The organism is Sphingobacterium gobiense (assembly GCF_002980575.1).
In the GTDB taxonomy this organism is placed as follows: Bacteria; Bacteroidota; Bacteroidia; order Sphingobacteriales; family Sphingobacteriaceae; genus Sphingobacterium; species Sphingobacterium gobiense.
The window spans coordinates 1,266,452-1,280,856 of the sequence record NZ_PVBS01000002.1; the positions used below are offsets into that span (position 1 = coordinate 1,266,452).

Below are 14,405 nucleotides of genomic sequence, written 5' to 3' on the forward strand. Positions count from 1 at the left end.
ATGGTCTTGTCTTTTTTTAATTTTTTTTGAATATAAATAACGTAAAAATATGGCAGAAGTAACTTATTACACACAAGAGGGATTAGATAAGCTGAAGCAAGAGTTACAGTATCTAAAAACAGAAGGCCGGGCGAATATCGCTAAAGCGATAGCAGAGGCAAGGGATAAGGGAGATTTATCCGAAAATGCGGAATATGATGCCGCAAAAGAAGCGCAAGGTTTGCATGAAGCGAAGATCGCTAAATTAGAAGGCGTCTTAGCCAGTGCGCGCCTAATTGACGAATCCAATCTGGACACGTCAAAGGTTTTGGCTTTGTCTTATGTCAAGATTAAGAACAAGAACAACAATGCTGTAATGACGTATCAACTGGTTTCGGAGACAGAAGCAGATTTGAAGGCGGGGAAGATTTCTGTAAAATCACCGATTGCCCAAGGGCTTCTTGGTAAATCTGTGGGGGACGTTGCTCAGGTGGAAGTCCCGGCAGGTATCGTTGAGTTCGAAATCTTGGAGATCTCAAGGTAAAAGATAGACGGTTATGTGCGGTTTCTGCCATAACCGCACATCGTTTACGAAATAATTTGAAACGGTTGCAAAATAGAGCAACCGTTTTTTTGCTTAATATACACAGGCGCTACCAATGTAACGAAGACACCACTTAACTACATATACGATAACTTAGAAGAACAATGCACGTATTTCAGACGGTTTTTTTATCTTTGTTTGTTATTTCTATAAATAGATAAAAGATGTCAACAATTTTTTCAAAAATAGTGTCAGGTGAGATTCCCGCTTATAAAGTAGCGGAAAGTATCGATTATTTGGCTTTTTTAGACGTTAGCCCTTTAACGAGCGGTCATGTCCTAGTTATTCCAAAGAAAGAAACAGACTATATCTTTGATATTAATGACGATGAATATATGGGTATGTGGGTGTTCGCAAAGATTGTTGCCCAAGGCATAAAAAAGGTGTTCCCCTGCCGAAAAGTGGGCGTCGCTGTAGTCGGCTTGGAAGTGGCTCACGCTCATATTCATTTAATCCCGTTAAATGAAGTGGATGATATGAACTTTGCTCGTCCGAAACTGAGCCTGCCAAGTGATGAAATGACAAAAATAGCGGAGGACATCAGGGAAGCTATTTCGGAAGTGACAAATGCTGACTCATAATCTAATTTAGAAACAAAGAGATTTTAGATCAGCTTGCTGATATACTAAATAGAAATTATGCAAGATTTGTGGCTGTCTTTTCAGCAATTGATGGATCCGGAATATTTACTAAGCCATGGTGGGTTCTATATTGTAGTGCTGATCGTCTTTGCTGAAACAGGCCTATTTTTTGGTTTCTTTTTGCCTGGAGATTATCTACTATTTTTAGCTGGTTTATTTTGCGCGTTAGGGAAGATTGATGTTGATATCGTAACAATGTATTTCGGTATTCTCGGGGCAGGGGTTCTAGGTAATTTTACGGGTTATTGGTTTGGTTATCGAACGGGGCCCATGCTTTTCAAACGAAAGGATTCGCTTCTCTTTAAGCGGAAATACGTGATTATGGCAGAGGAATTCTATCACAAATATGGAGGGACTGCCTTGATTATAGGGCGTTTCGTACCAATCGTTCGCACCTTTGCTCCCATATTTGCCGGCGTGGTCAAACTGAATTTTCGAAAATTTATCTTTTACAACATCGTTGGAGCCTTTTTGTGGGTTAGCTTGCTGACATTGACCGGGTATTTTCTGGGAGTCAAGTTTCCCGCGATCATTAACTACGTAGAGTATATCATCGTCGGATTGATTGCTATCGCATTTCTGCCGATCGCTATCGCACTGCTTAAAAGATGGTTAAAGAACAGAAAAAACAAACAAACAAATAAATAAAACAAACAGTAACAGTAATTAATGAACAAACAACATCCTTGGCACCAGATAGCTCCTGGAAGCGACGTGCCAAATTCGGTCAATGCCATCATCGAAATTACAAACGGCTCAAAAGGAAAGTATGAATTGGACAAGGAAACAGGTCTTCTTTTATTGGATCGCGTTCTAAGTTCTTCTGTTGTCTATCCTGCCAATTATGGTTTTATCCCACAAACCTATTGTGATGATAAAGACCCACTGGATATCTTAGTTATATGCTCGGTAGATATCCTGCCGATGACTTTGGTAGAGGCCAAAGTAATCGGGGTGATGAATATGGTCGATGGAGGAGAACAGGATGATAAAATCATCGCCGTAGCAAAACACGACCCTAAATACAGCTATTTGAATGATATGGAAGATTTAGCACCGCATATCATGAAAGAGATCGTTCAGTTTTTTGAAAGCTATAAGGCGCTGGAGAAGAAAAAGGTGCGTGTCGATGGTATTCACGGTCGTCAGCGTGCGCAGGAAATCTTGTTAGATAGTATCGAACTATATAACAAAGAATTCGGTAACAAATAATATATAGCATGGCTATCGATGTTTTTTGGACGGTATTTTTAGTGGTAGCTAACGGTTTTTTCGTAGCTGCGGAATTTGCAATTGTCAAGGTTCGGGCTTCCCAGATCGAGCTGCAGGCGAAATCAGGAAGTAAGGTTGCTAAAATTGCCCAAAATATCACCAAGCATTTAGATGGTTATTTAGCAGCTACCCAATTAGGGATTACATTGGCTTCTCTTGCGCTCGGATGGGTGGGAGAGGCCGTAATGACCAGGATTGTTCACGAATTTTTTGGGTTGTTCAACGTTGAACTGACGAGCACAGTGGCGAAAAACTTGGGGCATGTCCTTGCATTTAGTATCATTACCTTTTTGCATATTGTGTTTGGTGAGCTGGCTCCAAAATCTATCGCGATACAAAGGCCGGTGGCCACGACGATGCGGATTGCCGCACCGCTGCAGTTTTTCTACTATATTTTCAAACCGATTATATGGTTGCTCAATGGCTTCGCCAACTTTTTATTACGGCTTATAGGCATCGATGTCCAAGCGCACGAAGCGCATCATTCGTCGGAGGAATTGCAGTATTTGCTGGAAAAAGGAAAAGAAAGTGGCGCGCTAAATATTAACGAACACCAGTTGATCAAGAACGTATTTGAGTTCAATGAACGTATTGTAAAAAATATTATGGTTCCGCGGACTAAAATTACGGCTATCGAAATTACAGATACGGCAGAAGATCTTATTAAAACGGCTACGGAAGAAGGTTACTCCCGCATTCCTATCTATGATGACAATATAGACCAGATTGTAGGTATCGTACACACGAAGGATTTATTGCCGATTATTGTAGAGGGGAAAGAGGTGATTTTAAAGAATATAATACGTAAGCCCTACTTTATTCCTGAAACGAAAAAAATTAACGACTTGATGGCCGAATTCCAGCAAAAGCGGATGCAGATAGCCATTGTGTTAGATGAATTTGGTGGAACGGCGGGTATGGTGACCCTAGAAGATATTGTGGAAGAATTGGTTGGGGAAATACAAGATGAATATGATGAGGAAACACCGGTTGTAGAAAAGATTTCAGAGACTGAGTATATGGTTGATGCCGGAGCTAATGTACATGATGTGAACGGCTATCTACCACTAGAATTGCCCGAAAGTTCTGATTACGATACCATGGCTGGGCTGGTAAGTCATTATTTTGAGAAGATTCCAGATGTCGGCGAAGTAAGGGAAGCAGCCGGATATTCGTTCACGATTATCAAGAAGACCCAACAAAACATCGAATTCGTGAAATTGGAATTGATGGAAACACCGTACGACGATATGGATGACGAATAAGTAAAGTATGCATCTTTTTTATACCCCCACTATTGAGCCACATTATCAGGAATTTATACTCAGCGAAGATGAAAGTAAACACGCCATCCGGGTGCTACGTTTATCGTCAGGAGATGAGATTTATTTGATTGATGGTGTTGGCGGATGGTATACCGCCAAAATTCTTGATCCACATCCCAAACGAACCACATTATCCATACTCCACGTCGCGCAGGGGTACGAGAAACCCGCTTATTATTTACATGTGGCTGTAGCGCCGACAAAAAACATCGATAGGTTGGAGTGGTTTTTAGAAAAGGCCACGGAAATTGGTATCCAAGAAATCACACCGATTATCGCGGCCCATTCAGAACGTAAGGAAGTAAAGTTAGAACGGTTGAATAAAGTGGTCGTTTCCGCTATGAAACAATCACTTAAAGCCTATCTCCCAAAGATAAATCCTGCAATTTCCATTTCGAAGTTTTTCGAAGAAATAAAACAGGAAGAATATACGACTAAAACCATTGCACATTGTGCAGCGGGACAAAAACAATATTTAGCGGATATTTGTCCGCCGGCAGGTAAGTATCTTATTTTAATAGGCCCAGAAGGAGACTTCTCCGAAACGGAGATTGGACAAGCATTATCCTTAGGTTATCAACCGGTTTCACTGGGAAACAGTCGTCTGCGTACGGAAACAGCTGCACTAGCAAGTTGTTTAGAGATTGCGGTACTAAACCGTTCTTTTTAAAAGAACGGTTTTCTTTATACAAATTCTTTCATCTTCTTTTTCCCCGTGAAAAAGAAGCAAAAACCTCGTCACTTCGGACATTTGACATAAGGGATAGTGCTAAAATTAGATTTGTACAATCGTCAAATCTCCGTATGTGACATTTAGGGTTAAGGAAGGGGTAGTGCATTACGTATATGAACGCGATCGATAATTGATGGTGGTGTCGCGAATTAACACGACCTTATATTGTTCTGCGGCCATTTTTCTGAAGATTATTCCGTAAAAAACAAAATACTGTCCGAGCGATAGCGAGTTTATTTTGTTTAGGAATAGACGAAGAAAAATAGCAGAACCATATTCAGTCTTGACTTTTTGTCTCCTTTTTTGTCAAGAAAAAAGGAGTAAAAGAAATTTGATTAAAGATAACCTTCGTTTTATTTAACTAAAACAGCATCTACAATCTGAATCTCTGCATTCCCTTTTAAAGGCTCGGGATTGAACACCATTTTTCCTTTGATCTTAATAGGTTCCTCGGTAAACTTTACGGACTCGTTTTTCATGAAGATTTCGACCATAGGTGGAATGCCGTTACTTCCGCAGAAAGCACACTGCATGACGGGAAGTACCGATAGCATAAACGTCTTGTGGTTGCGGCCACTGTTTAACGGCACGAGGTAACCGGGAAGCTCTACCACTTTATTTTCTAAGGCTTTTAAAACGGGCGGATAGTGTGGAGTATATACCTTTTTATTGTTCTCTGTGGTTACCTTATACATCATTTTGTCGACGGCTTCCCAGGTGCTGTTCATCATCGGCGTATGGTCAGGTACATTCTCCCCTGGAAACTGCCCGATTTGGCCTTTTGCCGTACCGACGGTGAATAACGTTATGATAATTGCTAATACTTTTATTTGCTTCATCGTTTTTATTTATCTAATCTTTTTAATCGGACACTTGTAACGCATCACGAGCTACTTATCGGCTAAAATCGTTGAAATGGATGTCTTGTAGGCTTTAATAGCTGGAATCATCGCTGCTAAAACGCCCAATAAACAAGCCGCAAGCACTAAAATCAACTCTTGTCCATGGATGTTAAATGCTGTGATAAAATCAGCACTTTCACTGGTTTGTTGGCCTATAACATATAAAGCACCATGTCCGAGGACTAATCCTGTAATTCCGCCTATCAATGTAATCACTAAGCCTTCGACTAATACGAGGCCGAAAAGTTTAGTTTTGGACGCTCCCATAGATCGCATAATAGCCAGGTCATATTTCCGCTCTTTCAAAGCATTATAAAGGCTAATAAATACACTTAGGCCGGCGATAAGCATAATAATATAGGCTAGGATAGTAAGTGAATCCAGCCCTACACCTAATAACGAAAATAAACGTGTACTTTCGATAGCTGGCGATGCGGCTTGCATATCCGTCGATTCGTTTACCAAGCGTGGGATGACACTCATCGCCGCTGGCGAACTGTATTTAACCAACAATGCCGTTACTTCCTCCCCGCGATCCGCTAGCATGTCTGCTCCAATATTTTTGATGAACATGTCGTTTGGTTTCTCGGAGACCATTTCTTCATGGCTGTGCGCATCGTCGTCGTGATGTTCATGTTGATGTTCATCATGTTCGTGCTCGTGTGCGTGGCTATCGTGTTCATGTTGATGCTCTTCGTGGTGTTCATGGTCGTGATCGTGATCATGTTTTTCATCATGTGTATGTCCGCTATGATCGTGGTCATCATGATGGAGCCCATGTACATCCCATACGCTTTCTAGATTACACAGGATAAGGTTGTCCACTATGGAACCCGATTTCTCTAGTATGCCGACTATTTTAAACGGATGGTCGTCGTGTACATGTCCATCTTCGGAAAGTCCGTGTGCAGTGAAAAATTCATCGCCTATTCTCAAACCTCTTTTACGCGCGACCTCGCTTCCTATTACGGCTTCAAAGGAGGTTTTCCATAGATTTCCATCTTTTATGGATAATCCATAAAGTTCCAAGTAAGACGGCTCCGTACCAATGACACGGTGCCCTTTGAAGTTATCCCCTAACGAAATGGGAACCGCCATTTCGATAAAAGGATTTTCACTAAGTTGCCTAGCTTGTGTTAACGCAATATTGCCGGTAGGGTTGTCCACATGGTAAAGCGAACTCAGAATGAGTTGCAAAGGGCTCCCTTTGGCACCAACAACTAGGTCAATGTTTTTTGTGTTATTAGTGAGTTGCTTTTCAAACGTATCGCCCGTGATGTAGATAACACACAAAATGGCCACACCGAAAGCGGTGAGTAATATGCTGAGCAGGGTTGAGCCTAGCTGTTGGGTAATATTCTTCCAGACGAGTTGCAAATTATTCATAGCTACAGTTGATAGGAATTAGCAAATTGATCTTTTATACGCTTGTCGTGCGTGGCGATGAGTAGCGTAGAACCATAGCCACTAGCAATATTGAAAAGTAACTGCAGCACTAAGTCCGTATTCTTATCATCCAATGACGCTGTGGGCTCGTCGGCTAACAACAACCCCGGACGATTAACCACAGCCCTAGCAATGGCAACACGTTGCTTTTGTCCGCGGCTTAGTTGGCCCGGCAGCGCATTAGCTTTATCTTTTAATTGCAATTGATCCAACATCTCGATAATAGCTTGGTCATCTACCGGATTTTTGGCAAGGCGCTGCGCCAGCTTGATATTTTCGGTTACGGTGAGGTTTCGCAAGAGGTGTGCTTCTTGAAATATAAAGCCTAGATTCTTTGCGCGAAAAGCATCGAGTGCGGTACCGCTCATGGTATACAGCGATTGGTTCATCAGATGAGCCTCGCCGGTAGTCGGTTTGGACAGACCACTCAGCAAATGTAAGAGTGTGGTCTTTCCTGTTCCCGAATCCCCTAAGAGCAAGCTATGTTGGTTTTTTTGTATATGGATATCCGGAAATTCCAGTTTGACACCCTGTGGATATTGGTAACTTAACCCAACGGATGATAGTACCGTATCTGCCATAGTTTGTTGTTTTAAGGCACCAAATTACTAACTATTATACACAACTCCGAATAATAAAGTTACGGAAGCTGAGATTTAACGAGAAAAATACAAAACGCTCCAGCGGTAGTTAACAATTTATTAACGAACAAGTGACGTTTTAATAATTTAATGTTAACAGTTAGCTAATATTATGCTCATAATATTGCAACATAATTTTAACACGCGATGAATAAGTTAAGCTATTATGTTGCTTTAATCGTTACGCTAGTCGCCATGCAGGTTTCGGGCGTTAAAGGGCAACAATTTGGGGTGAAGGGAAAAGTTTTGGATATCGAAACTTACCAACCTATTTCAGGAGTTAGTATAAAAATTGCGAATACCCAGTACGCTACATCTACAGACAATGCCGGAGAGTTTTCGCTCACGTTGCCGGAGAAACCAGGGGAGTATGTCCTTGTTAGTACGTTCGTCGGATACAACACCGACTCTACAGCTTTCAACCTCGAACAGAAGACATGGGAGTTTGTACCGGTCGTGTTGGTTAATGCCAACTCCACTTTGGAAGAAGTGGTTATTACTAGAAGGAGAGAGCATATTAGTGAAGCGGCGTTGCTTGCAGAACGTAAGGCATCTAATTTGATGGTGGAGAAAATCGGAGCACAGGAGCTTTCTAGGAAAGGTGTCGGTGATGCGGCTAGTGCCCTAGCAAAGATGAGTGGCGTTTCCCGAATAGAAGGTACCAGCCAGGTGTATGTACGAGGATTGGGAGATCGCTATAATACGACTTCATTTAATGGTCTACCGATTCCATCCAATGATCCGGAACGCAAGAATATTGATTTGGATCTGTTTACAACGGACATCGTTGAGTATGTTGCAGTCGACAAAGTATATAGCAATTATATGTCAGGCGATTTTGCTGGTGGAAATGTCGATATCGCATCGAAAAGATATTCGGGTGATGGTATGTTGGAAGTTACTATAGGAAGCAACACGAATACCAATGTACTCGACCAATGGGATAATTTTTATCTGCAACAAGGACCGACCCGTAGTGGGTTTGTGAATTATGGTGTACCTAACGATCCGCTCGGTGGATTTAATTTTCAAAATAGTTTGAATCCGAAGAAGCAAACGCCGCTTTTTGGGAATATTGGTATACGGGGTGGGAAATCTTTTGTGCTCGGTATGGGTAGCCGTTTAAATCTGTTTGCTGTGGCGAATTATACCAGTGATTATAATTATAGAGAGGGAGTAAATCGTGAACTTTCTGCAGGTGGAAATCGAATAAAAGATCTAGATCAAATTCGTTACGGCTACGTTACGAATACTACAGGGATGTTAAACGCCGAATACGTGCTCAACCCAAATCATAAATTTTCGTACAATTTCTTGTTCATCAATTCATCCGATCAATCTGCAGATCGTTATTCCGGTTTTATTCGCGATATGGCAGAAAATGGTCAAGGGATTATACAGCGGAACACCTTCCGTCAAAGCAAACTATTTGTTAATCAAATTCTCGGTAATCATTTGCTGTCTGAAAAGATTGATTTGGATTGGGGGCTATCTTACAATAATGTGACGAGCGGTATGCCTGATCGTACACAAAATACTATGGGTATCAACGATCAGCTAGGTTATCGTGTACTTTTACAGAACCAACCTGCTGATAACCATCGTTATTTTCAAGATTTGACGGAAACAGAACTAGCATTTAATGTTGCTGCACACTATAAATTAGGAGACAATGATCAAGGCCGGATATCTCTTGGGTATAACGGTAAAATAAAAGACCGCGATTTTGAAGATTTCCAAGTTAATTTCCGAATTCCCTCAGCGGGACGTCAGCAACGTATTGATCTCAACGACCTAGATGCCTTTTTTAATCCTGATAATTTTAATCAAGGAGTATTTCGCTCAGAAGGTTTTACGTTAGATTTGCCCCAGACTTATCAAGGAAAACAGGATATCCATGCTTTTTTTGCAAATGGAGAATATAAGCTGACCGACAGATTGACGGGAATGATAGGTTTACGCTACGAAAATATCACGCAGACTATTGACTACGCTACGGTGTTGGATCGATCAGGACGCCCCAATACCTTTAAGCGGAACAGCCTGCTGCCAAACTTGATTTTGAAGTACGAATTGAATGAAAAACAAAATCTACGTTTAGGAGCAAGTAAGACCTACACATTACCACAATTTAAGGAGCGGGCTTACTTTAGATATATAGATGTTACGGAGACTAGGGTAGGTAACCCTGATTTATATCCCTCACAAGATTATAACTTAGATATTAGATGGGAAATGTTTCCACGTGCATCAGAGCTGTTATCGGTTACACTGTTTGGTAAGTATATCGTAGATCCAATGAATGAAGTAACATTTGCTTCATCTGCAAATGACGTTTCTTATATGAATACCGGGGACTGGGGAGCGGTATATGGTGCAGAGGTAGAAATAAAGAAAGATGTGTTCACTTTTGATAATGGTGATAGTAAGTTATCGGTAGGGGGAAACGCTGCTTATATGAAAACTGATCAAGAATTAAGTGCAGAGAAAGTGCGCAGCGAGACAATATATAACTTAAACTTGACACATGATCGCGCCGGTTTTACAGGAGCATCCGACTTCTTGATGAACGCAGACCTCTCCTTTACTAAGAAATGGAATAACGAATCAGACATTGTGGCTACTGTTTTATACAATCACTTCTCTGACCGATTATATGCGTTAGGAACTGAAGGTAAGGGAAACCAGATCGATCGAGGTCTTGGAACGTTAGATTTTATACTGAAATATAAGGTCAATCGTAAATTTGGTGTCGATTTGGGAGCTAGAAATCTATTAGATCCAACCTACGAACGGATTCAGGACAACACCGATGTGCCAGTGACCATCTTATCTTATAAAAGAGGTATTCGCTTTTCGTTAGGATTCAAATATAATTTATAGTCGAGTTTAACATAAAGATAATATTTCGTTAATGTATTGGAAATTTTAACCATAGATATTTGTATTAAATAAAATAAAAAGAGAGATGATGAGAAAATCTACTATTCCAATGACTAAAATGTTCTGTTTAGGGCTTTTGTCTGCTTCTTTAGCATTTACATCTTGTAGTGACGACGATACTCCAGAACCAGACGGAGACTCTTCCTTTGAGTTGGTGCGTGATGATTTCCACGGTGAAATTACAGAAGGTGAAGTTATCTTGACTTCTGGTACCTATCAGTTGACAGGAAAAGTGGAAGTAAAAGAAGGCGCTACGTTGACTATTAAGCCCGGCGTAATCATCGAAGCAACAAATGTTTCGGGTGACCGTCAGGACGTTCGGTACATTGCCGTGGGGCAAGGAGGAAAAATCAATGTTGAAGGTACTAAGGAAAATCCGGTTGTTATGACAGCTACTACAAAAAAACCTGGTGCTTGGGGAGGATTGGTTATCTGTGGTCGCGCCCCAATCAATAAAGGATTAACAGCTTCTGCAGAAGTGTCTGAATTGACATATGGAGGTACAGTCGTCAATGATAATTCAGGAACCGTTCGATATTTGAGAATTGAATATTCCGGATACTCTTACGACGGAACAAAAGAATTCAACGGCCTTTCTATGTTTGGTGTCGGAAAAGGAACAACAATCGAATATGTACAATCTTACGAGGGTTCCGATGATGCTTTCGAATGGTTTGGCGGTACAGTGGATTCTAGATATCTGGTTGCTGTGAATACACATGAAGAAGTTGGAGATGATATCTTTGATTGGACAGAGGGATGGAACGGTACCGGTGAGTATTGGTATGGTATAAGAACGAATAGTGGTAACAGAGGTATTGAAGCCGATAATAATTCTAGTAACCATAATGCGGATCCTATCTCTAATCCTACGATTAAAAATTTGACATTAATTGGGAACAACGATAGTGACGGGAGTGAAAACCAAGCTATTAAAATGCGTGTAGGAACAAATGGTAATTTTGACAATGTGGTATTAAGTAACTGGGGTGTTGGTTTCGATATCCAACATGACGAAAGTTTGGCATTTGTTGAAGCTGGTGAATTAAAAGCAACCAATGTTAAATTCCTAAATGTGGGAACAAAAGCAAAAGGTACTTCTACTGCAGATGCTGATGTAGACATCACAAAAGTATTTACAGAGAACGATGAAGCAACTGGTGCTGGAAACGGTGTTGATGTTCCAGAATGGGCTCAAGGTTGGACTGTAGGCTTGTAAGTTTACGCTTCAGAACAATAAAAAATATAATACCTCTCAAAGAGCCGGCTTCCGATAAGGAGCCGGCTTTTTACTATTTATACATCAGTGTAGAAGATATAATGCCACATGAAAGATTTAGTTAATAAGCTTAATATTTTTATGGTCAATTTTTAATGGTAACATAAATAGATCATAACGTAGAGTTAATTTATATATTTTATTTTCATATTACAGATTTATACTAACTATACTCTCTAAAAAGAAAGTAGAAATGAGCATGTGTCACGCCTTGATATAGCCATATTATCTTTTTGTTAAATGATCTTTTCAATTTTCTGTCATCCTGCCATATTTGTAATTTTAGATATGAAGATAAATCTAATGTGCTATTTAGTAATATCAGTTCTGTTGTTGACTGGCTGCGGCGTGCTCTTTAGCCGTTACAATAACTATATGAGCGAATGGAAAGGACAGGATGCAGACCAAGTCTATTTCGTGTATGGTCCGCCAATGCGTAAACAAGAGCTAAAAGATGGGAGAACACTTATAGCGTATGATTATCAAGCACCGGGCGGAGATAATATAACCACATGCGAGATTAGATTTACGTTAGGTGATGGCATTGTTGAGCAAGCAACATACACAGGCAATTATGGCGCGGTATCACGTTTTGTGAAAGGCCCTTCTAAGTAGCTACATTCAATGTATGGTTTCTGTATGTGCATCGTGCACTTTTTGCTAGTTGGATGCGATTGTCAAGAGGTATCGGGTAAGTTGGGAAGCTTATCTATCAAGGAGATAAGGAAAAAGCTTACATAGCTTTAAAACGTTGGTTTGTCGATAATTTTCCAGACATCCAAAATGTGATTCAGATTGACGATAGGGAAGCCGGAACATTGGTCGGCAAGTCGGTGAGGAAATATAATTTTAAATCAGGCGTCAATAAATCTGATTTTTCTATGTATTTTACGGTAGCCATAAATATCAGTCCCGATACGGTGGATATGTCGGTATATAATATTTATGAATCTTAGGAAATGGTAAAGTGTCTATTCCTGAAATAGCTTGACACCTTTTCGGTAAAAAGAGGAAAAAGATGTCAAACTCAACAGGAAGAAAACAGAAAGAGATTTTACTTAAGGACCGCTTCAGTGATGAGAGTTCCACCCAGCCAGAGATAGCATTCCGTAGATGGCTGGTCGGCGAGCTGGACGCAGGCCGGATGACCGAAGGGGAAGCACGTGCGCGATTTCATATAGGAGATGCTACATGGTGGAGACTGATACGCCGCTGGCGTAGGTTATATTCTTCGGATATTCCTTTAACTTTACCCCCGATGACCGAAAAAGAACAGCGAGAACTAGAGGCGCTTCATAAGCGGATAAAGGAGCTGGAAAAGCATCTGGAAGATGCCAAGGTGAAGAATACTGCACTGGAAACATTGGTCGATGTTGCCGAACAGAAACTGCGGATCAGTATCCGAAAAAAGTCTGGGTCCAAACAGTAAGCCTGCTCAGGCAGTTGTACCCACATTACAGTGTAGGGTACCTCTGTTCACTGTTTGGGTATAGCCGACAAGGCTATTATGAGCAGATAAAGCGTGCCGAAGAGAAGCATATGGCAGATGCACTGGTCATCAAGATGGTCAGGGAGGTGCGCAAAGACCTGCCCCGCTGTGGTGTCCCCAAGCTGATGGTCATCTTAAAAGACAGGTTTGACGGGCATGGTATAAAAATGGGCAGGGACCAGCTGTACAGGCTGCTGGGGGAACGTGGGTACCTGATCCGCGATCTGAGCGTGCTGACATGTGCAGGGCAGTTATGGGTAAGCGACATCACCTATCTCCACCTGAAGCATGGGTTCGCCTACCTGAGTATTGTTACAGATGCCTATTCCCACCGGATTATCGGCTACTGCCTTCACCCCACGCTCCACAGTGATGGCCCTATAAATGCTTTATTGATGGCAAGCACCTCTAAAATGCAGGGGACACTGATCCATCACAGTGACCGCGGTGTACAGTACTGCTGCCAGCAATATATACAGACACTGGAGTCATTTGGCATCCGCATATCTATGACCGAGAACAGTGACCCTTATGAAAATGCCATTGCCGAACGGATCAACGGTATATTAAAGACGGAATTCCTGTTGGACTTTTCAGCTGGGTGCGCTCTATGTTCATATTGTTTTCTAACTACATCCACAGTCAGATTTCGTTTGTTCACTTTCATCTAAGTATTTGAGAATATAGGGAGACAGCTCCTTTTTCTCATGCTCTTTTTGAGGTTCAAAATAGCCCCTTAATAAAACTTCTATCAAAGTCTTTTTATCAGGTTCAGCTATGGTAGCTCCTTTCCAAGTCCACTCTCTTTTTTCAGAGTTATCTGTGGGATGGTGCGGGTGAAAATCCAAATTGCCTACTCTTATTGTTGGAGAAGCAACTATTTGGACTTTTTCAGCTTCCTGAACAGTCCTGATTGTTGTTGATTTTAGAAAGATTTCGCAATCCAAATTATCAAATAGCTTCTGAACAGCTTGAACTGCGGAGACCAATTTTCCCTGAATGGTATCACAGGCTGAACAGGAACCGTCAGCATTTGCTGGCATCTCTACCTGAATAAATTCTACTTTTAATACATTTTTTGTTTGTGCTTCCATTTTCTTTGATTTAAAATTTACTCATAAGACTGGAAAGGCATTGAAAAGATGCAGCAT

Annotated in this window: 16 protein-coding genes; 12 read left to right on the forward strand and 4 right to left on the reverse strand. The window is 41.1% G+C overall.

All coding sequences use genetic code 11. The features are described from left to right. The first annotated feature begins 49 nt into the window (after nt 1–49). From greA to C5749_RS14150, 6 genes are all read left to right on the forward strand, one after another. Nucleotides 50–523, forward strand: a complete 474-nt coding sequence (gene greA / locus C5749_RS14125) for a transcription elongation factor GreA (protein ID WP_105726792.1) — start codon at nt 50–52, stop codon at nt 521–523. A gap of 224 nt (nt 524–747) precedes the next feature. Further along, nucleotides 748–1,164, forward strand: a complete 417-nt coding sequence (locus C5749_RS14130; RefSeq protein WP_105726793.1) for an HIT family protein — start codon at nt 748–750, stop codon at nt 1,162–1,164. Between the two features lie 57 nt (nt 1,165–1,221). Then, entirely contained in the window at nt 1,222–1,872 is a 651-nt protein-coding gene (locus tag C5749_RS14135; protein ID WP_105726794.1) for a DedA family protein, read from the forward strand. A gap of 21 nt (nt 1,873–1,893) precedes the next feature. After that, nucleotides 1,894–2,436 (forward strand): inorganic diphosphatase, encoded by a 543-nt coding sequence (locus C5749_RS14140; RefSeq protein ID WP_105716496.1) that lies wholly within the window; start codon nt 1,894–1,896, stop codon nt 2,434–2,436. Nucleotides 2,437–2,444: 8 nt separating this feature from the next. Beyond that, the gene (locus tag C5749_RS14145; RefSeq protein WP_105726795.1) at nt 2,445–3,761 is read left to right on the forward strand and encodes a hemolysin family protein; all 1,317 of its coding nucleotides are present in this window, start codon (nt 2,445–2,447) and stop codon (nt 3,759–3,761) included. Between the two features lie 7 nt (nt 3,762–3,768). Beyond that, complete coding sequence (locus tag C5749_RS14150; protein ID WP_105726796.1) at nt 3,769–4,491, forward strand: 16S rRNA (uracil(1498)-N(3))-methyltransferase; 723 nt, start codon at nt 3,769–3,771, stop codon at nt 4,489–4,491. Nucleotides 4,492–4,907: 416 nt separating this feature from the next. On the opposite strand, the gene C5749_RS14155 is transcribed toward C5749_RS14150, so the two are convergent. The 3 genes from C5749_RS14155 to C5749_RS14165 are packed head-to-tail and all read right to left on the reverse strand — an operon-like array spanning nt 4,908 to nt 7,483. After that, nucleotides 4,908–5,393, reverse strand: coding sequence for a hypothetical protein (locus C5749_RS14155; protein WP_105726797.1), 486 nt, complete (start codon nt 5,391–5,393; stop codon nt 4,908–4,910). A 51-nt stretch (nt 5,394–5,444) separates the two neighbouring features. Further along, the gene (locus C5749_RS14160; protein ID WP_105726798.1) at nt 5,445–6,842 is read right to left on the reverse strand and encodes an ABC transporter permease; all 1,398 of its coding nucleotides are present in this window, start codon (nt 6,840–6,842) and stop codon (nt 5,445–5,447) included. Nucleotides 6,843–6,844: 2 nt separating this feature from the next. After that, nucleotides 6,845–7,483 carry an ABC transporter ATP-binding protein gene (locus C5749_RS14165; protein WP_105726799.1) on the reverse strand — a complete coding sequence of 213 codons (639 nt, stop codon included), beginning with the start codon at nt 7,481–7,483 and terminating at the stop codon, nt 6,845–6,847. A 207-nt stretch (nt 7,484–7,690) separates the two neighbouring features. Here C5749_RS14165 and C5749_RS14170 point away from each other — a divergent pair, with 207 nt between their 5' ends. The 6 genes from C5749_RS14170 to C5749_RS14195 all read left to right on the forward strand — a co-directional run bounded on the left by C5749_RS14170 (nt 7,691) and on the right by C5749_RS14195 (nt 13,925). Continuing rightward, on the forward strand, nt 7,691–10,426 hold the full coding sequence (locus C5749_RS14170) for a TonB-dependent receptor (protein WP_219847982.1): 2,736 nt from the start codon (nt 7,691–7,693) through the stop codon (nt 10,424–10,426). Between the two features lie 85 nt (nt 10,427–10,511). Beyond that, nucleotides 10,512–11,705: a hypothetical protein gene (locus C5749_RS14175; protein ID WP_219847983.1), complete on the forward strand. Its 1,194-nt coding sequence runs from the start codon at nt 10,512–10,514 to the stop codon at nt 11,703–11,705. Nucleotides 11,706–12,053: 348 nt separating this feature from the next. Continuing rightward, the gene (locus tag C5749_RS14180) at nt 12,054–12,380 is read left to right on the forward strand and encodes a hypothetical protein (protein WP_146113755.1); all 327 of its coding nucleotides are present in this window, start codon (nt 12,054–12,056) and stop codon (nt 12,378–12,380) included. 122 nt (nt 12,381–12,502) lie between these two features. Continuing rightward, the gene (locus C5749_RS14185; protein ID WP_483881776.1) at nt 12,503–12,721 is read left to right on the forward strand and encodes a DUF4468 domain-containing protein; all 219 of its coding nucleotides are present in this window, start codon (nt 12,503–12,505) and stop codon (nt 12,719–12,721) included. 62 nt (nt 12,722–12,783) lie between these two features. Then, nucleotides 12,784–13,194, forward strand: a complete 411-nt coding sequence (locus tag C5749_RS14190; protein WP_105726803.1) for a hypothetical protein — start codon at nt 12,784–12,786, stop codon at nt 13,192–13,194. A 14-nt stretch (nt 13,195–13,208) separates the two neighbouring features. Then, the gene (locus C5749_RS14195; protein WP_181151432.1) at nt 13,209–13,925 is read left to right on the forward strand and encodes an IS3 family transposase; all 717 of its coding nucleotides are present in this window, start codon (nt 13,209–13,211) and stop codon (nt 13,923–13,925) included. Here C5749_RS14195 and C5749_RS14200 read toward each other — a convergent pair. Continuing rightward, the gene (locus C5749_RS14200; RefSeq protein ID WP_105726805.1) at nt 13,881–14,348 is read right to left on the reverse strand and encodes a DUF2703 domain-containing protein; all 468 of its coding nucleotides are present in this window, start codon (nt 14,346–14,348) and stop codon (nt 13,881–13,883) included. The genes C5749_RS14195 and C5749_RS14200 overlap by 45 nt on opposite strands. Between the last annotated feature and the right edge of the window lie 57 nt (nt 14,349–14,405).

Coding starts and splice junctions, on each gene's coding strand:
- C5749_RS14200 (WP_105726805.1), bottom strand. CDS start 14,348: ATGGAAGCACAAACAAAAAATGTATTAAAAGTAGAATTTATTCAGGTA.
- C5749_RS14175 (WP_219847983.1), top strand. CDS start 10,512: ATGATGAGAAAATCTACTATTCCAATGACTAAAATGTTCTGTTTAGGG.
- C5749_RS14160 (WP_105726798.1), bottom strand. CDS start 6,842: ATGAATAATTTGCAACTCGTCTGGAAGAATATTACCCAACAGCTAGGC.
- C5749_RS14180 (WP_146113755.1), top strand. CDS start 12,054: ATGAAGATAAATCTAATGTGCTATTTAGTAATATCAGTTCTGTTGTTG.
- greA (WP_105726792.1), top strand. CDS start 50: ATGGCAGAAGTAACTTATTACACACAAGAGGGATTAGATAAGCTGAAG.
- C5749_RS14150 (WP_105726796.1), top strand. CDS start 3,769: ATGCATCTTTTTTATACCCCCACTATTGAGCCACATTATCAGGAATTT.
- C5749_RS14130 (WP_105726793.1), top strand. CDS start 748: ATGTCAACAATTTTTTCAAAAATAGTGTCAGGTGAGATTCCCGCTTAT.
- C5749_RS14140 (WP_105716496.1), top strand. CDS start 1,894: ATGAACAAACAACATCCTTGGCACCAGATAGCTCCTGGAAGCGACGTG.
- C5749_RS14135 (WP_105726794.1), top strand. CDS start 1,222: ATGCAAGATTTGTGGCTGTCTTTTCAGCAATTGATGGATCCGGAATAT.
- C5749_RS14145 (WP_105726795.1), top strand. CDS start 2,445: ATGGCTATCGATGTTTTTTGGACGGTATTTTTAGTGGTAGCTAACGGT.
- C5749_RS14170 (WP_219847982.1), top strand. CDS start 7,691: ATGAATAAGTTAAGCTATTATGTTGCTTTAATCGTTACGCTAGTCGCC.
- C5749_RS14165 (WP_105726799.1), bottom strand. CDS start 7,483: ATGGCAGATACGGTACTATCATCCGTTGGGTTAAGTTACCAATATCCA.
- C5749_RS14190 (WP_105726803.1), top strand. CDS start 12,784: ATGTCAAACTCAACAGGAAGAAAACAGAAAGAGATTTTACTTAAGGAC.
- C5749_RS14155 (WP_105726797.1), bottom strand. CDS start 5,393: ATGAAGCAAATAAAAGTATTAGCAATTATCATAACGTTATTCACCGTC.